23 protein-coding genes, 1 other RNA gene and 1 pseudogene are annotated in these 24,366 nt (G+C 50.6%); 10 read left to right on the top strand and 15 right to left on the bottom strand.

The annotated features are described in order from the left end of the window. Nucleotides 1-88 precede the first annotated feature (88 nt). Together EB241_RS02740 and EB241_RS02745 are read left to right on the top strand one after the other, a co-directional pair. Complete coding sequence (locus EB241_RS02740; protein ID WP_124231700.1) at nt 89-1,273, top strand: efflux RND transporter periplasmic adaptor subunit; 1,185 nt, start codon at nt 89-91, stop codon at nt 1,271-1,273. Nucleotides 1,274-1,290: 17 nt separating this feature from the next. Next, entirely contained in the window at nt 1,291-4,443 is a 3,153-nt protein-coding gene (locus tag EB241_RS02745) for an efflux RND transporter permease subunit (protein ID WP_124231701.1), read from the top strand. 64 nt (nt 4,444-4,507) lie between these two features. Here EB241_RS02745 and EB241_RS02750 read toward each other — a convergent pair. Then, nucleotides 4,508-5,907, bottom strand: a pseudogene (locus EB241_RS02750) (IS1182 family transposase). Nucleotides 5,908-6,099: 192 nt separating this feature from the next. Between EB241_RS02750 and EB241_RS02755 the strand changes: the two are divergent. After that, nucleotides 6,100-6,357 (top strand): type B 50S ribosomal protein L31, encoded by a 258-nt coding sequence (locus tag EB241_RS02755; protein WP_124231702.1) that lies wholly within the window; start codon nt 6,100-6,102, stop codon nt 6,355-6,357. A 12-nt stretch (nt 6,358-6,369) separates the two neighbouring features. Then, the gene (ykgO, locus tag EB241_RS02760) at nt 6,370-6,510 is read left to right on the top strand and encodes a type B 50S ribosomal protein L36 (protein ID WP_034912820.1); all 141 of its coding nucleotides are present in this window, start codon (nt 6,370-6,372) and stop codon (nt 6,508-6,510) included. Nucleotides 6,511-6,692: 182 nt separating this feature from the next. On the opposite strand, the gene EB241_RS02765 is transcribed toward ykgO, so the two are convergent. Genes EB241_RS02765 through EB241_RS02775 form a run of 3 tightly spaced genes read right to left on the bottom strand, consistent with a single transcriptional unit; the run spans nt 6,693 to nt 9,123 of the window. After that, entirely contained in the window at nt 6,693-7,571 is an 879-nt protein-coding gene (locus EB241_RS02765; RefSeq protein WP_124231703.1) for a metal ABC transporter substrate-binding protein, read from the bottom strand. Further along, nucleotides 7,568-8,440, bottom strand: coding sequence for a metal ABC transporter permease (locus EB241_RS02770; protein ID WP_124231704.1), 873 nt, complete (start codon nt 8,438-8,440; stop codon nt 7,568-7,570). The genes EB241_RS02765 and EB241_RS02770 overlap by 4 nt, the downstream gene beginning before the upstream one ends. Further along, nucleotides 8,437-9,123 (bottom strand): metal ABC transporter ATP-binding protein, encoded by a 687-nt coding sequence (locus EB241_RS02775; RefSeq protein ID WP_124231705.1) that lies wholly within the window; start codon nt 9,121-9,123, stop codon nt 8,437-8,439. The genes EB241_RS02770 and EB241_RS02775 overlap by 4 nt, the downstream gene beginning before the upstream one ends. Nucleotides 9,124-10,010: 887 nt before the next feature. On the opposite strand from EB241_RS02775, the gene tomB reads away from it, so the two are divergent. Both tomB and EB241_RS02785 read left to right on the top strand, forming a co-directional pair. Beyond that, nucleotides 10,011-10,391: an Hha toxicity modulator TomB gene (tomB, locus tag EB241_RS02780; RefSeq protein ID WP_124231706.1), complete on the top strand. Its 381-nt coding sequence runs from the start codon at nt 10,011-10,013 to the stop codon at nt 10,389-10,391. A gap of 28 nt (nt 10,392-10,419) precedes the next feature. Next, on the top strand, nt 10,420-10,638 hold the full coding sequence (locus EB241_RS02785; protein ID WP_124231707.1) for an HHA domain-containing protein: 219 nt from the start codon (nt 10,420-10,422) through the stop codon (nt 10,636-10,638). A gap of 39 nt (nt 10,639-10,677) precedes the next feature. On the opposite strand, the gene ffs is transcribed toward EB241_RS02785, so the two are convergent. Beyond that, an RNA gene (gene ffs, locus EB241_RS02790) (signal recognition particle sRNA small type) lies at nt 10,678-10,774 on the bottom strand. Nucleotides 10,775-11,000: 226 nt separating this feature from the next. Here ffs and EB241_RS02795 point away from each other — a divergent pair. Next, nucleotides 11,001-11,336 (top strand): MGMT family protein, encoded by a 336-nt coding sequence (locus tag EB241_RS02795; protein WP_148089637.1) that lies wholly within the window; start codon nt 11,001-11,003, stop codon nt 11,334-11,336. Here the strand turns inward: EB241_RS02795 and EB241_RS02800 are convergent. Continuing rightward, nucleotides 11,308-11,865, bottom strand: a complete 558-nt coding sequence (locus EB241_RS02800) for a YbaY family lipoprotein (protein WP_124231708.1) — start codon at nt 11,863-11,865, stop codon at nt 11,308-11,310. The two genes, EB241_RS02795 and EB241_RS02800, sit on opposite strands and share 29 nt — an antisense overlap. A 220-nt stretch (nt 11,866-12,085) precedes the next feature. Here EB241_RS02800 and tesB point away from each other — a divergent pair, with 220 nt between their 5' ends. Then, nucleotides 12,086-12,964: an acyl-CoA thioesterase II gene (gene tesB / locus EB241_RS02805; protein WP_124232014.1), complete on the top strand. Its 879-nt coding sequence runs from the start codon at nt 12,086-12,088 to the stop codon at nt 12,962-12,964. Nucleotides 12,965-13,011: 47 nt separating this feature from the next. Here the strand turns inward: tesB and amtB are convergent, their stop codons facing one another. The 5 genes from amtB to EB241_RS02830 all read right to left on the bottom strand — a co-directional run bounded on the left by amtB (nt 13,012) and on the right by EB241_RS02830 (nt 18,963). Then, on the bottom strand, nt 13,012-14,301 hold the full coding sequence (gene amtB, locus EB241_RS02810; RefSeq protein ID WP_124231709.1) for an ammonium transporter AmtB: 1,290 nt from the start codon (nt 14,299-14,301) through the stop codon (nt 13,012-13,014). Between the two features lie 36 nt (nt 14,302-14,337). Continuing rightward, nucleotides 14,338-14,676 (bottom strand): P-II family nitrogen regulator, encoded by a 339-nt coding sequence (gene glnK / locus EB241_RS02815; RefSeq protein ID WP_124231710.1) that lies wholly within the window; start codon nt 14,674-14,676, stop codon nt 14,338-14,340. Between the two features lie 267 nt (nt 14,677-14,943). Next, nucleotides 14,944-16,698 (bottom strand): SmdB family multidrug efflux ABC transporter permease/ATP-binding protein, encoded by a 1,755-nt coding sequence (locus EB241_RS02820; protein WP_124231711.1) that lies wholly within the window; start codon nt 16,696-16,698, stop codon nt 14,944-14,946. Then, entirely contained in the window at nt 16,691-18,457 is a 1,767-nt protein-coding gene (locus EB241_RS02825; RefSeq protein WP_124231712.1) for a SmdA family multidrug ABC transporter permease/ATP-binding protein, read from the bottom strand. Before EB241_RS02825 ends, EB241_RS02820 begins: the two co-directional genes overlap by 8 nt. A gap of 47 nt (nt 18,458-18,504) precedes the next feature. Continuing rightward, a complete protein-coding gene (locus EB241_RS02830; RefSeq protein WP_124231713.1) occupies nt 18,505-18,963 on the bottom strand; it encodes an Lrp/AsnC family transcriptional regulator in 459 nt (152 codons plus the stop codon). A 112-nt stretch (nt 18,964-19,075) separates the two neighbouring features. On the opposite strand from EB241_RS02830, the gene EB241_RS02835 reads away from it, so the two are divergent. Both EB241_RS02835 and queC read left to right on the top strand, forming a co-directional pair. Further along, a complete protein-coding gene (locus EB241_RS02835) occupies nt 19,076-20,116 on the top strand; it encodes a PLP-dependent cysteine synthase family protein (protein WP_124231714.1) in 1,041 nt (346 codons plus the stop codon). Between the two features lie 66 nt (nt 20,117-20,182). Further along, on the top strand, nt 20,183-20,878 hold the full coding sequence (queC, locus tag EB241_RS02840) for a 7-cyano-7-deazaguanine synthase QueC (RefSeq protein WP_124231715.1): 696 nt from the start codon (nt 20,183-20,185) through the stop codon (nt 20,876-20,878). Here the strand turns inward: queC and EB241_RS02845 are convergent. The 4 genes from EB241_RS02845 to hupB form a co-directional block, all read right to left on the bottom strand. Next, complete coding sequence (locus tag EB241_RS02845) at nt 20,870-21,271, bottom strand: YbgC/FadM family acyl-CoA thioesterase (protein WP_124232015.1); 402 nt, start codon at nt 21,269-21,271, stop codon at nt 20,870-20,872. The genes queC and EB241_RS02845 overlap by 9 nt on opposite strands. A gap of 107 nt (nt 21,272-21,378) precedes the next feature. Beyond that, nucleotides 21,379-21,777, bottom strand: coding sequence for a helix-hairpin-helix domain-containing protein (locus EB241_RS02850; protein ID WP_324129411.1), 399 nt, complete (start codon nt 21,775-21,777; stop codon nt 21,379-21,381). Between the two features lie 139 nt (nt 21,778-21,916). Next, a complete protein-coding gene (gene ppiD, locus EB241_RS02855) occupies nt 21,917-23,788 on the bottom strand; it encodes a peptidylprolyl isomerase (RefSeq protein ID WP_124231716.1) in 1,872 nt (623 codons plus the stop codon). A gap of 199 nt (nt 23,789-23,987) precedes the next feature. Next, entirely contained in the window at nt 23,988-24,260 is a 273-nt protein-coding gene (gene hupB / locus EB241_RS02860; protein ID WP_124231717.1) for a nucleoid-associated protein HU-beta, read from the bottom strand. Between the last annotated feature and the right edge of the window lie 106 nt (nt 24,261-24,366).

A 24,366-nucleotide genomic window follows, 5' to 3' on the forward strand; every position in this document is an offset into this window, starting at 1 on the left:
CATAGCACGGCCATAATTTAAACACAGCAACAGGTTTATGGGTTTGGGATCCACTGGACAATCGACATCGGACACTCGAGGTTTATTTATGAAAAAAAACAGAGGGTTGACTCCTCTGGCGGCCATTCTGATGCTTTCAGGAAGTATGCTGCTGACAGGATGTGATAATAAAGGAGCACAGCAGGCCGGCCAGCAGCAATCGCCTGAAGTGGGTGTTGTTACGCTAAAAACCGTTCCTCTAACCGTAACTACCGATCTGCCAGGACGAACCTCTTCATTCCGTATTGCAGAAGTTCGCCCACAGGTTTCGGGTATTATTCTGAAACGTAATTTTGTTGAAGGTAGCGATATTAAAGCCGGAGAGTCGCTGTACCAGATTGATCCCGCCACATATCAGGCTGCATACGACAGTGCGAGGGGTGATTTAGTGCAGGCACAGGCCAATGCACAGATTGCCGCACTGACCGTCAAACGTTATAAGCCTCTGCTCGGTACTAAATATATCAGCCAGCAGGATTATGATACTGCCGTTGCCACGGCAAGCCAGACTGCCGCAGCGGTGCAGGTTGCTAAAGCCAGTGTCGAAACCGCTCGCATCAACCTCGCCTTTACTAAAGTGACATCACCTATTAGCGGCCGTATCGGCAAATCTTCGGTGACCGAAGGTGCGCTGGTACAAAATGCCCAGACCACCGCAATGGCGACGGTTCAACAGCTTGACCCCATTTATGTCGATGTCACTCAGTCCAGTGAAGATTTTATGCGCCTGCGCGCTGAGCTGAACTCCGGTAAATTGCAACAGGCGGGTGGCAAAGCTCAGGTTACGTTACTGCTTCAAAACGGCAACGAATATGCCCAGAGCGGCACCCTTGAGTTCTCCGATGTCACCGTGGATGAAACCACTGGTTCTATCACCTTGCGTGCTGTGTTTCCCAACCCTGAACACGCATTGCTGCCAGGCATGTTTGTTCGCGCCCGCCTGACGGAAGGGACCAATCCAAACGCACTGTTAGTACCTCAACAAGCTGTTACCCGTTCACCAACCGGTCAGGCAACCGCAATGGTGGTGGACGCCGACAACAAAGTTGTCATGCGTAACCTGACAACCGAACAGGCTATTGGTGACAAATGGCTGGTCACTGACGGTTTGAAAGCGGGTGAAAAAGTGATCACGACAGGTGTTCAGCGGGCAAAACCGGGTATTCAGGTTACCCCACAAGAAGTGAGTACCGACGATGCCGGCAAGGCAAAATCTGTACAACCGCAGTCCTAAAACGGAGGCGCTGATACATGGCTAAGTTCTTTATCGATCGCCCCATTTTTGCGTGGGTTATCGCCATCATCATTATGCTGGCGGGCGTGCTGTCGATTCTGAAACTGCCGATCGAGCAATATCCCAATGTTGCTCCAACGGCGGTACAGATTCACGCCACCTACCCTGGTGCCGATGCAAAAACATTGCAGGACTCAGTGACGCAGGTTATTGAGCAAAATATGAATGGCATTGATGGCCTGATGTATATGTCATCAAACAGTGATTCTTCCGGTACGTTACAGCTGACCCTGACCTTCCAGTCAGGCATCGATCCTGATATCGCTCAGGTGCAGGTGCAGAATAAACTGCAACTGGCAACGCCGTTACTACCACAGGAAGTACAACAGCAGGGAATTCAGGTTCAAAAGTCGTCCAGTAGCTTCCTGATGGTGGCTGGTTTTGTCAGTGACGATGGTAGCATGACGCAGAACGACATCGCAGACTATGTGGCTTCTAATATCAAAGATTCTATCAGCCGTACTCCCGGCGTGGGCGATACGCAGATATTCGGTGCACAGTACGCAATGCGCGTCTGGATGGACCCACACAAGCTGAATAACTATCAGTTAACTCCCGTCGATGTGATCAGTGCCATCACCGCGCAGAATGCTCAGGTGGCAGCAGGGCAACTGGGTGGCTCTCCTCCGGTTCCTGGTCAACAGTTAAACGCCTCAATCATTGCGCAGACCCGTCTGACGTCAACCGATGAATTTGGCAAAATTTTGCTGAAAGTGAGCGCCGATGGCTCGCGTGTGTTGCTGAAAGACGTAGCAAAAATCGAGCTTGGCGGAGAGAACTATGAGGTTATCGCACGATACAACGGTAAACCGGCGTCCGGTATCGGTATTAAACTGGCAACGGGTGCCAACGCTCTGGATACTGCCGAGGCGGTAAAAGCAGAACTGGGCAAACTGCAACCGTTTTTCCCATCGGGCCTGAAGGTAGTTTATCCGTACGACACCACGCCATTCGTTAAAATTTCCATTATGGAAGTGGTGAAAACGCTGATCGAGGCGATCGTGCTGGTGTTTATCGTGATGTACCTCTTCCTGCAAAACTTTCGCGCCACGCTGATCCCAACGATTGCCGTGCCGGTTGTGCTGCTTGGTACCTTTGCGATCATCAGTGCCTTTGGCTATTCGATAAACACGCTGACCATGTTTGGGATGGTTCTGGCGATAGGTCTGTTAGTCGATGACGCCATCGTGGTAGTGGAAAACGTTGAACGTGTCATGGCAGAAGAAGGCCTGCCGCCGAAAGAAGCGACCCGCAAGTCAATGGAACAAATCCAGGGGGCACTGGTCGGTATTGCGCTGGTACTCTCCGCCGTGTTTATCCCAATGGCTTTCTTTGGTGGCTCTACCGGGGTTATTTATCGCCAGTTCTCGATTACGATAGTCTCTGCGATGGTGTTGTCCGTCGTTGTGGCACTGATCCTCACGCCCGCCCTGTGCGCCACCATGCTTAAGCCAATCAGCAAAGGCGACCATGGTAAAACCACCGGATTTTTCGGTTGGTTTAATCGCATGTTTGACAAGAGTACTCATCACTATACCGACAGCGTTGGCCATATTATTCGCAGCACAGGTCGCTATCTGATTATTTATCTGGTGATCGTACTTGGAATGGCGTGGCTGTTTCTCAAGCTTCCTACCGCCTTCCTGCCAGAGGAAGACCAGGGGTTACTGCTGGCTCAGGCTCAATTGCCCGCTGGTGCGACACAGGAACGTACGCAGGCCGTATTGAATAAGGTCACCGATTACTTCCTGAACGATGAAAAAGACAATGTGCAGTCGGTCTTTACCGTTAATGGGTTTGGTTTTGCAGGTCGCGGTCAGAATACGGGTATCGCCTTTGTTAGCCTGAAACCGTGGAGCGAACGTAGCGGTGCAGCCAACAAAGTTGACGGTATCGCCGGGCGGGCCATGAAGGCATTCAGTGCCATAAAAGATGGAATGGTTATTCCGTTTAATCTGCCTGCGATTATTGAGCTGGGTAATGCCACCGGTTTCGACTTCGAGCTAATTGATCAGGCTAACCTTGGTCACAATGCGCTAACACAGGCCCGTAACCAGCTTTTCGGTATGATCGCTCAACATCCAGATACACTGGTCGGTGTCCGTCCGAATGGTCTGGAAGACACACCACAGTACAAGCTGACGATCGATCAGGAGAAAGCAGAAGCACTTGGTGTCTCAATCTCCGACATCAATACCACGCTGGCAGCAGCCTGGGGTGGCTCTTATGTCAACGACTTCATTGACCGCGGTCGCGTGAAGAAAGTATACGTAATGGGCATGGCCGATTCCCGTATGCTGCCAGACGACATCAATAAATGGTTCGTGCGTGGTTCATCTGACCAGATGGTGCCATTTTCAGCCTTTGCTTCAGCGAAATGGCAGTACGGTTCACCTCGTCTGGAGCGTTATAACGGTTTGCCATCGATGGAGCTGCTCGGCCAGGCTGCACCGGGTAAAAGCTCCGGTGAAGCAATGGCGTTGATGGAACAGCTGGCGTCCAAACTGCCTCAGGGGGTCGGCTATGACTGGACTGGAATGTCCTATCAGGAACGCCTGTCCGGTAACCAGGCGCCGGCACTCTATGCCATTTCATTGATTGTCGTGTTCCTTTGTCTGGCAGCGCTGTATGAAAGCTGGTCAATACCGTTCGCGGTTATGCTGGTTGTGCCGCTTGGCGTAATTGGTGCGCTGCTCTTCACCACTGTTCGTGGGCTGAGTAATGACGTCTATTTTGTGGTTGGCCTGCTGACGACCATTGGCCTGTCGGCGAAAAATGCCATTCTGATTGTGGAATTCGCCAGGGATCTGATGGAGAAAGAGGGCAAAGGCCTTGTGGAGTCAACGCTTGAAGCGGTGCGAATGCGTTTGCGCCCGATTCTTATGACCTCACTCGCATTTATACTCGGCGTACTGCCGCTGACCATCAGTACCGGCGCAGGCTCAGGGGCACAGAACGCAGTGGGAACCGGAGTAATGGGTGGCATGGTCACTGCTACCGTGCTGGCCATTTTCTTTGTTCCGGTGTTTTTTGTGGTCGTTCGTCGACGCTTCAGCAACAGCAAAGATGAACCGGATCACGGATATCCATCCGAGCATCCTCAACATTAATCTCTGCTATTAAAGATGAAAGAGCAAAGAGGCCTCTTTCAGACTGCTGACGAACCCCACTTTTTCAGGTGGGGTTTTTCTTTGTTGCATCCGCAGGACAGGATCGCGATATTTTTATCTGACGCCCCATTATCACTTCCGGCCCTTCATTTTCCTCTCCCCGTAACGTTATCAGGCTCTTTATCGCCTTTATCAGGCCACGAAGAAGCGCCGGCAGCGCCATCTTCTTCATAGTCTGCGCCGTCGCCGCCAGCAGAGACTGCATCTGCACTTTCATCACACCGCGGAACCGCGCATGGCGGTGACCATGATGCTGTTTCGCATCCGCGAGGCTCCGCTCCACCGTCTCCTTCCGGCGGGCATACACCTTTTTGCCCCACTTCGTCAGCCGCAGCGCGTTCGCTGTCCCCGGCGCCTTTTCCCACACGTGCCGCGTCACCGTTTTTTGCCCGTTTTTATTCTGGCGTACACTTCTCACGCTCCGGGCAAAGCACGCATACCGCCGCATCCGAACGGTAATGACGGTAGCCGTTGCGGCCCGTGGTGCCGTAGCTCTGCAATTCTCCCGCCGGACACGCGTAAACATCACGCGCCGGGTTATACGTAAAGTGCTTTTTCTGGTACTCATTCTGCCCGCGCTGCGGCCTTCTGTAACCCCGCACCAGCGCACGCCAGGCTCCTGCGTCAGGTGGCACACCGCAGCCGTGAAGTAGCCCGCTTCCATGCCCGCCGCCACCGCCTCCTGCCCGAAGCGCTCCATCTGGCACATGAGACGTCCGGGAAACGGCAGGCTGTCGTGCACGTTGCCCGGCGTGACGAAGGCGTCGGTGATCATGCCATGTTTGCGCGGTGGTCTACCCTTCGGCTGGTTGTCGCGGTGCATGAAGCCGCTTACGGGTCGGTGGTGCTGACTTCAATGTTTTTACAGGCGACCGCGCTTTCTGGCGTCTTTTTTACGACGGGCAGCGGCTTTTTTTCGTGCGACTTCCTGTCGACCTCCACGGCCGCATTCAGCTCAGCAAGGTACTCGCTAATGCCCTCCAGGGCTCAGCTCATTCGTTGCCTTACGCGGGTTGGCATCGGCTTTCAGATGAGTGCTGTCGGTATACAGCACGCGCCCGTTTGCCATGCCCCACTCAGCACCGGCTCCACAACGTGGTCAAAAATTTGCTGAAAGACGCCGCTGTTGTTGAAGCGGCGGATGCGGTTCTGGCTGAGAGTGGAGACGTCCGGCACCTTCTCAGTGAGGCCCATCTTCAGGAACCAGCGATAATGGATTTCTTTCACCAGGGGCGCTCAGAAGGGATGCCGAAGAGGTAGCCCGGCAGCATCATCTTAATCAGGCGAACGGGGTTAACGGCGGATCGGCAATTATTATGGCAATAAAGATGGTCTTCAGGAACCAGCTCACCCAGGGTAATAGTTTCAAAATGGTATTACTGAGTGGGAGGATTCTTTGAGCATCGCGGTCAGTCCCTGAGTTGCACTGACCTTATTAGATCAAAGTCTGAAGCCACGTTAGCGGCCTTTTTTTTCTCTTCGGAAAGTTATTGATCAGCCGCAGCTCCTTCCCTGCCCACTTTTCCGGTTGCAATCTGTGCATACTGAACGCATAATAAATGTTACGTTATAACATAACAAAACGAGCGAAGATCTATGAAAAAAGGAATCCATCCCACCTACCGTACCGTGGCGTTTCACGACACCAGCGCCAACACCTACTTTGTCATTGGTTCAACGATCGTGAGTGACAGGACGGTGGAACTCAACGGCGAAATATTGCCATACGTGGCACTCGACGTCTCTTCAGCTTCCCATCCTCATTATACCGGCAAGCAAAAAGAGTTTACGAAAGAAGGGAGCGCACACCGTTTTAATCAGCGCTTCGGCCGCTTCTTCCCATCAGCAAAATAAGGAGTCAATGATATGCAGGTGCTGAGCTCACTGGCTTCGGCCAAAAAACGCCATAAAGATTGCAAAGTCGTGCGCCGCCACGGCCGCGTCTATGTTATTTGCAAAAGTAATCCACGTTTTAAAGCAGTGCAGGGAAGAAAGAAAAAGCGATAACGTCCGTTATGTCCTGAGGCGGACAGAGAGCAGGATATATCGCCCATTGCCATAACAGCGTAACTCCTGCCATCGCGCGCCGTGGAAACACTTCTGCCCGTCTCAGCCACTTGTTAACCAGCACGTTGCATTATTCCACCATCTTTTCTGGCAGCTGAAAAGGGCATCCCTGCCCTCCCGGCCTATTTCATACTGGCAAGCATGACATTTACGTTGTGCCTGAATGCGGCAATATAACTCTCCGCCTCTCCTCCTTTTCTGGTCAGTGCTTCGGGATAGAGTTCTCCTCCCGGCTGCGCACCGGTCGCAGTAGCAATCTGTTTTACCAGACGGGGATCGGTCTGATTTTCAATAAAATAGCTGTGGATTTTTTCTTTTTTCAACTGAGTAATCAACCCGGCAACATCCGAAGCTGTGGCTTCTGACTCGGTAGAAAATCCAACGGGAGATAAAAAGCTGACACCATAACGCTGGCCGAAATAGCCAAAGGCATCATGGCTGGTCAATACCTTACGTTTCACTGCCGGCACAGCGGCAAAACGACTTTCCGCCCACTTATCCAGCTTCTGTAACTGGCTGAGGTAAGCAGAACCCCGCTGCCGGAAATAATCAGCATCCTGCGGATCGGCAGCTATCAGTGCATTCATCACATTGGTCGCATATACCTCACCGTTTTTCATGCTGTTCCATGCATGTGGATCGGTGATAGTTTTGCCATCTTCTTCCATACTACGGGTAGCAATTCCTTGCGAGGCTACAATCACTTTGCCTTTATATTCAGAAGCAGAAATCAGACGATCCATCCAGCCCTCAAGACCAAGCCCACTGACAAACACCACATCAGCTTTTGCAAGCGACTCAGAATCCTGTGGCGTCGGCTCGAAACTGTGCGGATCGCCATCAAAACCAACCAAACTTTTTACCTTCACATGTTCTCCGCCCACCTCACTGACAATGTTGGCCAGAACCGAAAAGCTGGCTACCGTGTTGACGGTTTTGGCCATCGTGAAGGGGGAAACAAAAAACGCCGCAACTGCCAGCGCAACGGGCATCATTTTCATACTTTATCCTTACCAACTGAAAAAGGGCGTTGGCGGAGAATTCCGCCACAGGGACCAACTAAAACCGAAATAAAAAACAGTATGGCGGCACTGAGCACCACTGCAGGGCCGGCAGGTAATGAATGGTAATAAGACACAATCAGTCCGCTGAAGCTGGCAATAAGCGCAAAGCACATTGCAAAAGAAATCATCCCGGACAGCGTTACAGCCCAGAAACGGGCAGCGGCAGCGGGCAGCATCATTAATCCGACACACATCAACGTACCAAGCACCTGGAAACCAGCAACCAGATTAGTTACCACCAGCGTGAGAAAAATACCGTGTACCAGCGGAGGGACCCAGCGGCTCTGCGCCCGTAAAAAAGTGGGGTCGAAAGCATCGATCACCAGTGGGCGATAAATCAATGCCAGTACCAACAGGGTGACAGCAGCGATGCCACTGACCAGCAAAATCGACGGATTATCCACCGCCAGTAAAGACCCAAAAAGGACATGCAACAGATCGACACTGGAGCCACGTAATGAAACCAGTGTTACCCCCAATGCCAGCGACCCCAGATAAAATCCGGCGAAACTGGCATCTTCCCGCAGGGGTGTATAGCGGCTCACCGCACCAGAAAGCAGCGCTACCGACAAACCGGCGATCACCCCTCCTGTCCCCATAGCAACCAGTGACAGACCCGATATCAGATAACCAATCGCCGCGCCCGGCAGCACTGCATGAGAAAGTGCATCACCGACCAGGCTCATTCTGCGTAGCAACAGAAAAACACCAAGAGGTGTTGCACTGAGCGACAGCGCAACGCAGGCCACCAGTGCCCGGCGCATAAAACCAAATTCAACAAAGGGAGCTGTTAACAGGAGGCTCATTGACACTCCCGGATAGTGCTGAAATTGGGTTGAATGAGTAACTCCCCTGGTGCTGACCATTCAGCATGATTACGCTTAAGCCGAAGCGTTTGTGGAAAGTGCTTTTCCACCGTAGCCATATCGTGCAGCACGACAATAAGGGTACAACCGGCCTGATATCTCTCTTCCAGTAAGGCAAGCAATATGGCTGTGGTTTCACTGTCGATACCGGTAAAAGGCTCATCGAGTAATAAGAGAGAGGCGTTCTGAACCAACAGACGGGCAAAAAGGACGCGTTGCAACTGGCCACCGGAAAGTTCACCCGGCTGAATAAAGGCAAAGTCCTGCATATGGACCCTTTCCAGCGCATGCATTACCGACTGACGCATACTACGATTAATTGCTCCGAACCAGCCACAACGCTTCCAGCATCCCATTGCAACAAGATCAAATACACTGATCGGAAAGTTTTTTTCAATTTCAGATTGCTGTGGGAGCCATGCCACGCCGATCCGGGATTTATCACAAATGACAGAACCGGATACAGGAGGCAACAATCCCGCCAATGTTTTCAGCAAGGTGGACTTTCCTGAACCGTTAGCACCAACCAGAGCGGTCATCGAACCCTGCAAAAATGTCCCTGTCAGTGCAGGTGCCACCGCCCTCCCCTGATAGCCAACGGTCAGACTCTTCAGTGAAATCATTGGTGCACGGCCCAGGAGGTGAATAGCAGAAGAGACGAGACCAGCAAGCAGGCAAGAAGCAGGCGAGCGATAGCACAATGGGTCAGTAACGTTCCCCGCTGAATTAACGATGAATAAGAAGGCATGACATACAAACCTATACGTTATAACATAACAACATTCTACGATGAGTAATGCCAGCGTGTCTGAACAAAGTGTATCTAAGTATGTCCGATTTCTGACGGATAACGCGCTGGTGTTATATAAATAATTTTCAACACCACGTTTTTTCCTATCGCAGAAAGTGACATTGCCTGTCAAAATAAATAACTGTTAAATCATAAAGATAGTGAAATGTTAATTTTAGGCACTTGATAATTTAGCTGTCAGGAACAATCATCATTATAAGCATCTATTAACTCTGTGTAGAAAAAACGTGCAGACTTATTCATTTATTCGTCAACGTTAAAGATAAGAAGCCTGTGTCTTCAATGAAAATATTCAGCAGATAATTCCCAAAATGGAAGTTATGCAGAAAAAGTTTTGTTCTCACAGTAACAAAATACACATTATCTATCCGAAATATTGAAATTATTCCGATAGAATATTCGTCTGAATCGCGTTATAACATGTCATTCTGTTCAGACTGGTATATCCTCAATATTGACGTAGGGGGGTGAATATCAAAAAATGAATTTAAGATTTTTGCCTGCTGTTCTGATTTTTTGATTTCATTACTACAATTTCATTCAGTCACTGATAAACTGTAACTTTGTGAGGGTACAAACACCATCTAAGCAGATTATATTTATTTATGTCTGAGTAGGGCTTTAATATCGCTTCCTGGCAGATCATTAGCAGAACAGCTGAACTAATGGCACCTTTCACTCGCTATGGAGGGGAAAAAGATGGACGAGTACTCACCAAAAAGGCATGATATTGCACAGCTAAAATTCTTATGTGAAAATTTGTATGATGAAAGCATGGCAACGATAGGCGACAGCCATCATGGCTGGATAAACGATCCGACTTCAGCCACCAACTTGCAGCTCAACGAGCTGATCGAACATGTCGCCGCATTCACCATGAATTACAAAATTAAGCATATTGAAGATAGCGATCTGATTACTCAGATTGATGAATATCTTGATGATACCTTTATGCTCTTTAGCAATTACGGCATTAATGTTCAGGAACTGCAACGCTGGCGAAAATCAGCAAAAAGGTTGTTTAACATTTTTGCAGAGGAATGTGCTCTGATTGTCGATCAAATGAGCCATTCGTTTTAAAACCCTTTATTTTTTCAACGGCTTAACAATGACAGATAAACTTCTGACCAAAACTGATTATCTGATGCGTTTAAGAAAGTGTCGTTCTATCGATACTCTTGAACGTGTCATAGAAAAGAACAAATATGAATTGTCCGATAATGAACTGGCAGTTTTTTATTCTGCCGCAGATCATCGTCTGGCTGAACTCACAATGAATAAGCTCTACGATAAAGTACCGGTTTCCGTATGGAAGTTTATACGCTAGAAAAAAGTGTGTGCTGCGGGGTTCTTAATGTGGTGGAGGCCCTGCCAGCTACATCCCGGCACACACGACGTCTGCTGCGGCTGCTTCCTTCCGGATCTGACCGAGTTCACAGATTAGTGTTGCGGGAGAACCAACCGGGCCCCCATTGATAAGCCCCATCTGCTGGAGCGAGTGCATTATCAATGAACACTCACTCAATTTCAAGTCCGTGGCGGATAACCGTTTATTTATTATACATTCTTACTATCTGCCTGTTTTACAGGCTTATCTGACATTCTGCTATTTCTTCGATATAACCGCATGAAATCAATCCAGATATTGCGCCCTTTCGCTTATTATCAATACTGAAAGAGGTGAAGATTATGACAGACCAGGATAGTTTCCGGCAGCGTATCTGGCACATTGTTGCTGCCATTCCCTGTGGCAAAGTGGCCACTTATGGAGATATAGCCCGTCTTGCCGGTTCTCCCCGAGCAGCCAGACAGGTGGGCGGCGTGTTAAAAAGATTGCCGCCTGGCAGCATGTTGCCATGGCATCGGGTGATAAACCGGATGGGGGAAATTTCATTGTCAGGCGGCGATCGCCATCGCCAGCGTGAGGCACTGCTGGCAGAAGGCATTGAAGTAACTCCTGAGGGCAAAATTGCCCTCAGTCGCTACCGCTGGAAAGCTACAGAGAAGAAGGAGCAGGAACAGTAGAAGAAGGCGTGACCTGCGTTGGTGAAGTGGAAGGTACGGTAGTTGTTGCCCCACTCAGCGTTGGCAACGCAACAGAAGGAACAGGTACCAGTATCAGATCCTGCTTTGTTGTGCCATTCACAATGACCGGTTTCACCGCGTCAGTAATAAAAATTATTTTGCCGTTAACAGTAATAGCCGCACTCAGCAAAATGCGCGCATTGGGCTGAATATCAGTCGGGTTATACGGCAATATAAAACTGAAAGGGGCCTGCTTACCATCAGTTCTTACCGCTCGCTGCGAAATAACCTTAGACGGCGCATTAGCAAGCGAAGCATCTGACAGTGTTACCGTGAGCGCCGCATCAGGAGGTAAAGCAACCTTCTGGCGGATATAAACAGAACCACTTACATTTGGCTGGCGTAGCGTCGATTGTTGCCCCGCTACCTGCGAAGCCAGCGTGGCTGTTGGAACATATTGCCCTTTATCAGCACAGCCTGCGAGCGCTACGGTCAGAACAGTACCAGTAAGTATTGGCCAGAATTTCATCGATTAATTCTCCATGTGGTCAATTTACAAAGGGTTATATCATCGAGTCGAAACAGACAGAGATCCCTGCCACCCAGGCTCTAATTCTGGCACAGGTTGCTGATATTTTCCTGGAAGCCAGCTAATCTCCTTCCCCGGTAACGAATCGCGCTGTGGCCCGTTGACGAAAACTGGTCGGATCTCCAGACTGTTTTCAGAATCAATTACTGAGAACAATATGATGAGCCGTGCACTGCTAAAACTGCTAACTCTTTTGGAACTGGAAAAGCTGGAAGAAGGTTTGTTTCAGGGCCAGAGTGAAGATATAGGTCTGCGTCAGGTATTTGGTGGTCAGGTGATTGGACAGGCTCTTCATGCAGCAAGGCAAACGGTACCCACGGGACGGAGTCCCCACTCCTTCCACAGCTATTTTTTACGTCCCGGTGACAGTCGGAAAACGATCGTTTATGAAGTTGAAACGTTACGGGATGGGCAAAGTTTCAGTGCAAGGCGCATCATTGCAGCACAGGACGGACAACCGATTTTCTTTATGATCGTCTCATTTCAGCTAGCCGAGACTGGTTTTGAACATCAGAAACCAATGCCTCATGTCGCGGGTCCCGACCAGCTGCCAAATGAAAGCGAGCTTGCCAGACAGCTTTCGCCCTTAATCCCGCCACAGAGCAGAGAAAAGTTCCTTGCTGAAAAGCCGCTGGAAATACGCCCGGTGAAATTTCACAATCCGCTGAAAGGAGAGGTTGATCGGCCCGAACGTTCTGTCTGGCTTCGCGCAAATGGCTCGTTGCCGGAGACACCTCATCTACACCAATATTTGCTTGCCTACGCCTCCGATCTCAATTTTCTGCCCGTCGCCTTACAACCTCATGGTAAAGGTTTTCTTGAGCCAGATATGCAGGTGGCAACCATCGATCATGCAATGTGGTTTCACCGACCGGTTAACTTAAACCAGTGGTTACTCTACAGCGTTGAAAGTACCTCAGCCTCAGCGGCCAGGGGCTTTGTGCGGGGAGAATTCTATTCCCAGGATGGCACGCTCGTTGCGTCAACGGTTCAGGAAGGTGTGATACGTAAACGTCAGCGATCGCCAGACGTAAACTGAAACGGCCCCTTCCGGGGCCGCTTTTTTCTGACGCTCTGACATCAGACTTACTGATTATAGGCATTCTCACCGTGGCTGTTTACATCCAGGCCCTCACGCTCCTGATCTTCAGGAACACGCAGACCAACCATCATATCCGCCACTTTAAAAGCAATGAAGGCGACCACGCCAGTCCAGATAATGGTCACGCCCACGCTTAACAATTGGATCCATACCTGATGGCCCATGGTCACACCCTGAGCATAACCCACGCCGCCCAATGAAGAGGATGCAAAGACACCGGTCAGGATACAGCCCACAATCCCGCACACGCCGTGTACGCCAAATACATCACAGGGATCATCCACCCGCAGCCATTTCTTCAGTGAGGTGACGCCCCACAGGCCCGCAAGACCACCGACGATGCCAATAATCAGCGCACCGCCAACACCTACATAGCCACAAGCCGGGGTAACGGCCACCAGGCCAGCAATCGCACCGGAACAGACACCCAGCAGCGAAGGTTTACCACGCAGCGCCCATTCACCAAATGTCCAGCTAAGCATGGCACCCGCCGTTGCCATCACAGTGTTCAGGAATGCCAGACCAGCGATTTCGTTGGCTGCACTTGCAGAGCCGGCGTTAAAGCCAAACCAGCCTACATAGAGGATTGCAGTCCCGGTGAATACCATAGGCAGGTTGTGCGGTTTAAATGCTTCTTTACCGAAACCGGCACGTTTGCCCACCAGATAGGCACCTACAAGACCGGCCACCGCTGCGTTAATATGTACAACAGTACCACCGGCAAAGTCGAGCGCGCCATCCTGCGCCAACAGGCCGCCAGACCAGACCATGTGTGCGATTGGCAAATAGGAGAAAGTCAGCCAAATCGCCACAAAAATCAATACCGCAGAGAAACGAACACGTTCAGCGACAGAACCAACAATCAGTCCGACAGTGATGCAGGCGAAAGAAGCCTGGAAAGCAACGTGAATATACTGATAAAACGATCCCACCAGAGCAGTGAGCTGAATATTTTTCAGCATCGCCATGCTGAAACCACCAAAAAAGGCGTTGCCCTCACTGAAGGCCAGTGAATAGCCATAGACCATCCACAGTACGCATACCATTGCGAAGGTAACAGATACCTGGGTCATCATTGAAAGAACGTTTTTGGCCCGGATTAAACCACCGTAAAACAGGGCAATGCCGGGCAAAGTCATAAACAGCACCAGCGCGGTGCAAATCATCATAAAGGCATTATCAGCTTTATCTACCACTGGTGTTGCTGCGGCCATCGCGAGCGACGGTAACAGGGCCAGGCTGGCAAGGCCAAAAACAGCAAGTTTTTTATTCATTTTATCCCATCCCATCACAATTCTTAGCCCACAAAATTACAGTGCGGCTTCATCAGTTTCGCCAGTGCGAATACGGATAACTCGCTGTAGCTCTGCAACAAAGATTTTGCCATCACCGATTTTTCCGGTATAGGCAGCCTTGCTGATAATATCAATCACTTCATCAAGTTGATCGTCTGCAATGGCAATATCGATTTTTACTTTTGGCAGGAAGTTCACGCTGTATTCAGCACCGCGATAGAGCTCTGCATGCCCTTTCTGGCGGCCAAAACCTTTTACTTCGGTTACGGTCAGCCCTTGAATACCTATAGAAGACAGCGCTTCGCGCACATCCTCTAATTTAAACGGTTTGATTACCACGGTAACCAACTTCATACGATCCCCTCCAGGTATGGAAAATGGTTGTTTTATCCGACACGGAATCAATAAAGCAAAGGCTGTGCCATAAATTAAAAAGTAGAATTTTTCAGAAGATTAGTCAGTCCTGCTGTACTTCAACCTTGAGTGTTGAAATTATCTGATGAGGGTCGACCACCAAAAAAACGCACCAATTTAGCGCAAAACGATTCAGGCATGTGCAAAATGCGCTTTTACAGCCCCTGAATGCTTTATTTTGGTGCATTGACGGCCGGAGTTCAGTGTTTAACCTGCTTCCAGCTCTTCACCGGCCAGCTGCAACTGATACATTTGCGCGTAACGCCCCCGCTTTTCCAGTAACTGCCGGTGGCTGCCCTGCTCAACCACACGGCCACGCTGCAGAACAAAAATGCTATCTGCTTCAGTAATGGTGGAGAGCCGATGAGCAATGACCACCAGCGTAGTTTGCTGACGAACCACCCGTAACGCTTTCTGAATCGCCTGCTCGGTACCTGAGTCAATATTGGCAGTGGCTTCATCAAGGATCAAAAGCTGTGGAGATGTCACCAGCACACGTGCTATTGCCAGCAATTGCTTCTGACCAACAGAAAGCGTATTGCCCTGCTCACCCAACCGGGTATGGATACCCTCAGTCAGACTTCTGGCCAGCTCTGCCAGCTGAACCGTCTCCAGAGACTGCCACACCGCATCCTCACTGATATCACGCCCAAGGGTGACATTGGCAAAAAACGTGTCCGCCAGCACTACCGGATCTTGCTGAACAATTGCCATCCCATGTCTCAGAACGCGATGAGTAAGCGAGCTAATGGGCCTGCCGTCAAGACGAATTTCCCCCTGGGTTATGGGGTAATAGCCCATCATCAGATTGGCAAGCGTACTTTTTCCGCTGCCAGTGTGCCCGACAAAGGCGATAAAGCGGCGGGACGGAACAGAAAGGTTGATGTCGCTGAGAACCGGGCGATCGTCACGATAGGAAAAGGTCAGGTTCTCGATCTCAACCTGGCCAGACTTCAATGGCCGATCGTCGACACCATAAGGCTGTTGCCGCGCATCCATCAACTCAAAAATTCGCTCACCGGCTACTACCGCCTGTTGTAACAGCGACTGCTGGGTCGTCAACGCGATTAATGGCTCATTCAGACGGCCAAGATAGCTGATAAAAGCATAAAGTACCCCAACTTCAATGCTTCCATGGTCTGAAAAACCAAATAACATCATCAGGCCACAGAGGATAAGAGCGGAGAACAAACTGAGCAACGGACGCAGAAGAAAACCATCCAGCCGTAACGTTTCCATTCTGGCCAGATAATGTGAACGACTGGCCTCGCCCAACCGTTCACCAAACCGGGCCTGCTGGCGAAATTGCTGGATGACGCCCATCCCGTTAATCACTTCATTAAAACCATTGTTGATATCAGCCAGATAACTGCGTACCCGCCGAACAATAGGCGTACTGTAATGCTGGTAAATCAGCATGACAATGATAACGGCTGGAAACATGGCAAGGGCAATCAGCGCCATTTTCCAGTCGAGGCTGAACATGGCGACCAACATTGCGCCAACGAGAGCAGAGCTGCGTAACACGGTCCCCACCACGGTGACATAGAGATCGCGGACCACTTCCGTATCATTGGTTACCCGCGAGATGATGTGTCCTACTGGCTGGGTGTCAAAAGCACTCATAGGCTGTCGCAGGGCGGCATCCATCACATCAGCACGCAGTCGCTGGACAACACCGACAGCCGCCCGATTAAACAGTAACGACTGCGAGTAATGCAATATAGCCGCAAGCACCTGCAACAGAATATAACTGGCCGCCAGCCCCGCCACCAGCCCCGCTGGCATTCGCTGTTTCGTTACCAGATGATCGATAAAATAACTAATGAGAACCGGCCCGAGCACCTCCGCCGCCGCTGAGATCCACAGCAACAGCACAGCCAGACCAAGGGTCTTTCGCCACGGCTGTCCGTAGCTCAACAACCTTTTTAAGGTCGGCCAGAGTTGAGTCAGATTAGCCATGAGGAACACCCTTCTCCGTTTCATCATCCAGTGCGGCTTCAAGCTGCTGATAACGATACATATCCTGATACCAGCCGTTTTGCTCCATCAGTTCACTGTGTCGACCACGTTGCACCACCGTGCCATTTTGCATCACCAGAATCTCACTGGCTTCGTTCAGGGCAGAAAGGCGGTGAGCACTAATGATCACCGTTCTTCCCATCCCCCACCGGCGAAGATTCTGCAAAATCTGATATTCAGTTCGACCATCTACCGCCGACAGCGCATCGTCCAGAATCAATATTTCAGCATCAAGCAACAATGCTCTGGCAATGGAGATACGTTGCTTTTGGCCACCTGACAGCATCACACCACGCTCACCTACCTCGGTCCCATAACCCTGCGGCAGTTGCAAAATGTCTTCGTGCACGTTAGCGAGTCGGGCAGCCTGTTCTATATCACACGGGCTGGCCGTTGGCCGCCCCAGCGCAATATTGTTCGCCACCGTGTCGGAAAACAGAAAAGGTGTCTGGCTCACTACCGCGATACGGCTACGCCAGCTATCAAGCCTGAGCCGTGACAGAGGAATACCGTTATAGCGAATATCTCCCAGGCCGAGATCAAAATGTCGTTGAAGCAGACTCAGTAAGGTGCTTTTACCGGAGCCCGTCGGGCCACACACCCCCAGCATCTGCCCGGGGTTCAGACTGGCATTCAACTGGCGTAGCGAAGGTTGCTGAGCACCCGGATAGCAAAATTCACGGATGGCAATCTGCAACTGTCCCGGCTCTTTCGGCAGCGTTATATCACCGTCTTCCACGGCGGGTGGCTCTGCCAGCAGAGAACGAATTCTTATCCAGGCCGCGCTGCCGCGCTCAACAATGTTGAACATCCATGCCAGCGCCAGCATAGGCCAGATCATCAGGCCCAGATACATGACAAAACTGGTTAACTGCCCCAGCGTCATTTCCCCATGCAGGACCAGCCAGCTACCGCCGCCAACCGCCAACAGATTGGACATGCCGATAGCTATGTAGATAGTGGGGTCGAAACGGGCGTCGACACGCGCCACCCGTAAATTCTTCCTGCCGGTATCGCCAGCAATATCGGCAAACTTACCGGACTGGCGATCTTCCAGCCCAAAGGCTTTGATCATACGAATACTGGTCAGACTCTCCTGAGTATGATCATTCAGTGACGAGAAGGCGGCCTGGGCCAGCCTGAAACGCTGATGTAATTGTTGCCCGTAGCGTTTGATCACCAGCGCCATAACCGGCATGGGTAACAGCGCCAGCAGGGTAAGTTGCCAGCTGATTTGTGTACTCATCACCACCAGCACTGCCAATCCCATGACCAGCGAATCCACCAACGTCAGCACTCCTTCCCCGGCGGCAAACACCACGCGATCCACATCGTTGGTGGCGCGGGCAATCAAATCACCGGTACGGTGACGAAGATAGAATTCAGGATGTTGGCGACTCAGTTGACGATAGAAATCCTGGCGGAGTTCAACCGCCAGTTGATATGATGCGCCAAACAACAGCACACGCCAGACATAACGCAGCAGATAAATCGCTACTGCGGTGAACAGCATCAGGCCAATCCACATCATCAGCCGTGTCCCACTCATCTGCTGATGAGTGACGCCATCTACAATGACGCCAACCACTTTTGGCGGCAGCAATTGCAGCAAGGCTATGATTACTAAAAGAAATATAGCGCCAAAATAGCGCCGCCATTCACGAATAAAAAACCAGCTTAATTGGCTAAACAGTCGCACAGTAAACATCCTGGTTATAATTGAGCGAAGTGATTACAAGGTAGTTATCAGCTCAGCGGCAATGCAGTGGTGTATTTTATCTCTTCCATTGCAAAACTTGACGTCACATCCAGTAACCCCGGCATGCGGTTCACCAGACGCTTGTAAAATGCATCATAGGTTTTCATATCAGCCACCTGAACACGTAGCAGATAGTCATATTCTCCTGCCATGCGATAGCATCCCATCACTTCCGACATATCCTGAACTACCTCAACAAACTGCTGATACCAGTCGCTACTGTGCTGTTGCGTTTTGATCAGCATAAAAGCAGTGAGCGACAGGGACAGTTTTTCTGCATCCAGCAGCGCAACACGACCGCGAATATATCCCTCATCTTCCAGCCTTTTCAAGCGTTTCCAACATGGCGTGGTAGTGAGATGCACCGCATCAGCCAGCGCTTGTAACGATAATGTACAATCCTGCTGTAATAAAGCCAGCAACTTAAGGTCTGTTTTATCTATCATGAGTTTACCTAAGAGAATAATTTTCTCTTTAAAGACCACCATAAAGCAAAAATAGAAATTTTTTTTCCCACTAATACCGTATTCTTTAACAAATTTACACAGGGCAAAGCAGATGAACGACTTATGGGTTTCCAGGGCTGTACAGGAAATAAACGCAGATATTCAGCGTTCGGCAGATACACATCTTATCCGTCTGCCGTTACCGGATTATCCTGGGATCTGGCTTTATCTGAAAGATGAAAGCACCCATCCAAGCGGCAGTTTGAAACATCGTCTGGCGCGTTCGCTGTTCCTTTATGGCCTGTGTAATGGCTGGATCAAAGAAGGCACACCGATTATTGAGGCCTCTTCCGGCAGCACCGCCGTTTCGGAAGCCTATTTTGCCAGACTGCTCGGCCTGCCATTTATTGCCGTTATGCCGGCAACCACGGCAAAACGCAAAATTGAACAAATCACTTTTTACGGCGGCCGCTGCCACTTCGTCAGCGATCCCTGCCAGATGTATGCTGAATCTGAGCGGATGGCCCGGCAGCTTAACGGCCATTTTATGGATCAATTCACTTATGCTGAACGCGCCACTGACTGGCGTGGCAACAACAATATTGCTGACAGCATCTTTCAGCAGATGAAAAATGAGCCATACCCTATTCCTGAAACCATTGTTATGAGTGCGGGTACGGGCGGTACTTCAGCCACTATTGGGCGCTATCTTCGCTATCAGGGCTATCCAACCCGGCTGATGGTGGTCGACCCGGAAAACTCGGTTTTTCTTGACTACTGGCAGCAACGCGACAGGTCGCTGCAAAATAGCACAGGCAGCAAAATTGAGGGAATTGGTCGTCCGCGCGTGGAGCCTTCCTTTATTGTCGATGTAGTGGACGACATGATGCGGGTGCCCGACGGTGCCAGCATCGCCACCCTGCTCTGGCTGGAGAAGCAACTGGGACGCAAAGTGGGGGGATCTACAGGGACCAACGTATGGGGTGCCCTACAGGTGGCACAAAGGATGCGCGAAACCGGACGCAGCGGCTCAATTGTCACATTATTATGTGACAGTGGCGAGCGCTATCTGGAGACGTATTACCATCCTGAATGGGTTGCGGAGCATATTGGTGATATCAGTAAATGGCAGCAGTCAGGCACGTTTGGATGAGCAAAACTACCCTTCAACCTCGTCAGCAAGTAATATACGACGCAGCAAATCAGGAAGGTGAACAGAATGAAGCGTGCAGTAGTGGTATTTAGCGGCGGCCAGGATTCAACGACCTGTCTGGTTCAGGCATTACAGCAGTACAATGAGGTAGACTGCATCACCTTTGATTACGGCCAGCGGCACCGTGCAGAAATTGATATTGCACGTCAGCTTAGCCAGTCACTGGGAGCCAGAGCACATAAGACACTGGACGTGACTATGCTCAACGAACTGGCCATCAGCAGTCTGACCAGAGACAGTATTCCGGTTCCGGCTTACGATCCTTCTGCCAGCGGCCTGCCCAGCACCTTTGTGCCGGGACGTAATATTCTTTTTCTGACGCTTGCCTCAATCTATGCTTATCAGATTGAAGCTGAAGCAGTGATTACCGGCGTGTGCGAAACCGATTTTTCAGGTTATCCCGACTGTCGCGATGAGTTTGTTAAATCACTCAATCAGGCGATAGTGCTGGGTATGGCCCGAGAGGTTCGCTTTGAAACACCGTTAATGTGGCTGAACAAAGCGGAAACCTGGGCGCTTGCCGACTACTGGCATCGGTTATCACTGGTGCGCGATGAAACACTCACCTGCTATAACGGTATTAAAGGCGAGGGTTGTGGCGAATGTGCTGCCTGCAACTTGCGGGCTAACGGACTGCGTGAATATCAGAGCAACCCTGTCGATGTCATGCAAAGCATGCAGCGTAAGACCGGCCTAAGTTGACAGCAACTGCGTCATTCTGTACTTCAGTTCCCCTGCAATGGCCTGAGCTTTCTGTGTCAGTAAATCGATACAAACAAAGGTCAGACGGGCATCTGCCACCGTTTCCCCGCCCGGTGCCAGCGTTACCGTCTGCGCAATCACGCCACTTTTCCCCCCCAACTCCAGCATCTGGCTGTTAATATCAAGCACGTCGCCCAGCACCGCCGGGCGACGATAGTTAATGTTGATATTGACCACCACAAAAGCCAGCCGGTTTTTCTGCATCCAGCTAAATGTTTCAAGGCGTTCCAGCCATGCCCAACGCGCTTCCTCCAGAAACTCAAGATAGCGGGCATTATTAACATGTTGATAAACATCAAGATGATAGCCGCGAACCTTGATTGTGGTCGGCATCATAAATATGCTCCTTTAAGCGAGGGTCATGGCAGCTGGTATGACCTCATAAAGGTAGCAAAACAACGGCAGGAGTGGACTGCCTGATGACGGACTCAAGAGAGCGATCACAGTTTTAATCGGGACATATTGCGTTCCACCAAGGCATTGCCAATTCCCGGCACTTCTTTCAACTGCTCAACACCGGTAAAATGGCCATATTCCTCGCGATAGCTAACGATAGCCTGCGCTTTTTTCAGGCCGACGCCATTGAGTGCAGCAGCGAGTTCCTCTGCCGTCGCCTGGTTAATACTCACCCTGTCAGCCTGAGGAATACCTGCCTCCTCGCCTGATCCAACCTCGCTGCCTGTTAAATGGCGCAACGCTGACTGACTGACAGGTGAGGAACTGACCTGATCTGACTGCGTGACTGTTGCCACCGTACTGACAGATTCTGCCTGAACGTTATACGCCACGACGCCCATCAGGAGCACCAGACCTGTAACTGAAAAAAACCTGTTTCGCATGCTGTTTTCCTCCATGTGTTTGACAGCATGCTGAAGCTACTCCGGCAAAGTCAAAGTCGCAAAGGGTAGTAAACAGAAATGGAAAAGGCCGCAGAAGCGGCCTTTAATTTTAGGTAACGTTGCAGAAAAATTGCGAGCCTTACTGCATCTGCGCTGCCGCACCGTATTTAATTTTAGCTTCTTTACGCAGGTTACTGAGCAGTGCAGCAAAAGCGATCTGGGCATTATTCTGCGTCACGCCTTTCACCATGGCTTTTTTCTGCTCTTCCGGCATAGTGCCGCTGTTTACCTTATCCAGCGCCACCAGAACCACATTACCCTCAGCATCTTCACTGACCGCGAAGGCAGGCTGATCCTTCTGCGGTAGCGGCATCGCAAATGCTGCCTGGGTAATGGCATCCTGCCCGGCACGGGTCAACGTTTGCTGAGCGCTGAAGCTAACTCCTGCCGCTTTCATCGCTTCATCACCTTTACCGGCTTTAAAAGCGGCCAGCAGTTTATCCGCCTGGTCGTGTGCTTCTTTCTGTGCCTTTTCGGTTTTCAGGGTAGCGGATATTTGTGCACTGACTTCGCTAAGCGGTTTTACCGCTTCAGGCTTATGCTCGCTAACGCGAAGGACAAACGCCCGATCGCCATCAACGGTAATCATGTCAGAATTACTGCCTGGCGCACCGTTCTCTCCAACCAGACCTCCGCTGAAGATTGCCTGTTCAACCGGTTTAAAATTCAACTCTCCCGGCAGCGTATCGTGGCTGAACCAGCCGGTCTCAACGGCTTTAGTGCCTGCGACCTCTTCAGCTCCTGCAAGCGACTCGTTGTCGTTACTGGCTGCATCACGCACTTTTTGCTGCAATTTATACCAAGCATCAAGAGCTTTTTCCTGCTTCACCTTCGCGGCAATATCATCATGCACCGCGGTAAGGGGTTTAATTTGCTGCGGCTGCACATCATCCAGACGAGCAATAATAAAGCCCACAGACGAGCCGATCACCCCGGAGAGCTGGCCTTTTTCAGTCAGCGCGGCTTTTTTCAGTTCGTCAGGCGTGGTATCCGGTTCCAGCCAGCCCATATCACCACCGTTACGTGCAGAGATAGGGTCGGCCGATTTCTGCTTAGCCAGAGCAGCAAAGTCTCCGCCTTTATGCAGTTCGTCCAATACTGACCTTGCTTCAGCTTCGGTTTTCGTCTGAATAATGCTAAAACGACTGCGCTGAGGCTGGGTGTAATCCTGCGGGTGCTGATTGTACCAGCTCTCAATATCGCTTTCACTGACAGGTTCCTGTAAAGCAGCAGCATCCAGCTTGATGTAGCTGACACGGAACTGTTCAGGCGACATGAAATTATTTTTGTTTTGCTGATAGTAACTATTAATCTCTTCGTCACTGACAGTCTGCTTACCCGTCAGCGCGGCAACATGGATGGTCGCTTCACGCACCAGACGTTGTTGAGAAACCAGCGCCGCCAGCCCATCGGTCTCGCCGGCCAGCATAAAATCTGTGCCGGTTACCGCAGTAATAAGTTGTTGCGTCGTCAGTTGATTGCGCAATGCTTCAGCATAACGATCGGCAGTGAAGCCCATGTTATTGATAATGGCCAGATACTTACCGTTATCAAATTTGCCGTCGGTTTGAAAAGCAGGCTGGCTGAAAATGGCCTGTTTTACCTGGTCATCGCTGATTGCCAGCCCCAATTCTTTTGCATATTGATCCAACAGGCGTTCATCGATCAGCTGGGAGAGCGCCTGTTGGCGAATTTGCTGCATATAGCCGGGGTTACTGGCCAGAACAGAGAACTGTTCACCCATCATTTGCTGTTGTCGGCTACGCTCATTGGAAAACGATCTTTCAAGCTGTGCACGGCTGATTTCCTGCCCGTTAACTTTGGCAGCATAATCGCCATTGCCGCCGATCAGGTAGTTGCCCACCCCGGTCAAAACGAAAGACAGGATGATCAGACCCAGTATAATTTTGAGCACGACATGGTTCGACGCCGCGCGTAAATTGTCCATCATGTTGTGACAACACTCCGCTGTAGTGTGAATGTAAACCTTGAGCTTCGTCCCACATTCCCAGGAACGCTCCACGCTGCTGCGTATCAGGCTCGTTTGTCAAAAACGTAAAAAGGGCACATCAGTATCCTGACGTGCCCGTATGGTACATGAGAACACCTGAACAGTCCTCACTACGACCCGATAAATTGCTCAGAATGCCTCAATTAACGGCATCTTTCAGTGCTTTACCCGCACGAAAGCCGGGTACTTTACCCGCAGGAATGGTAATTTCTTTACCGGTTTGTGGGTTACGCCCGGTGCGTTCTGCACGCTCACGCACAGAAAACGAGCCAAAACCCACCAGTGCAACTTCATCACCCGCTTTCAGAGATTCAGAAACAGAGTCCATGAACGCATCCAGAGCACGTCCCGCGGCTGCTTTCGAGATATCAGCATTAGCCGCGATTTTGTCGATCAACTGTGACTTATTCACTCAATCATCCCCTCTTCAATTATTCACCTCGCGATAAGGCATCCCCACCGCGAATGTGCGCCAATTATGTTTATTTTACGTCTGTTGAGCCATAGTAACTGCCGCC

The organism is Erwinia psidii, assembly GCF_003846135.1.
Classification (GTDB): Bacteria; Pseudomonadota; Gammaproteobacteria; order Enterobacterales; family Enterobacteriaceae; genus Erwinia; species Erwinia psidii.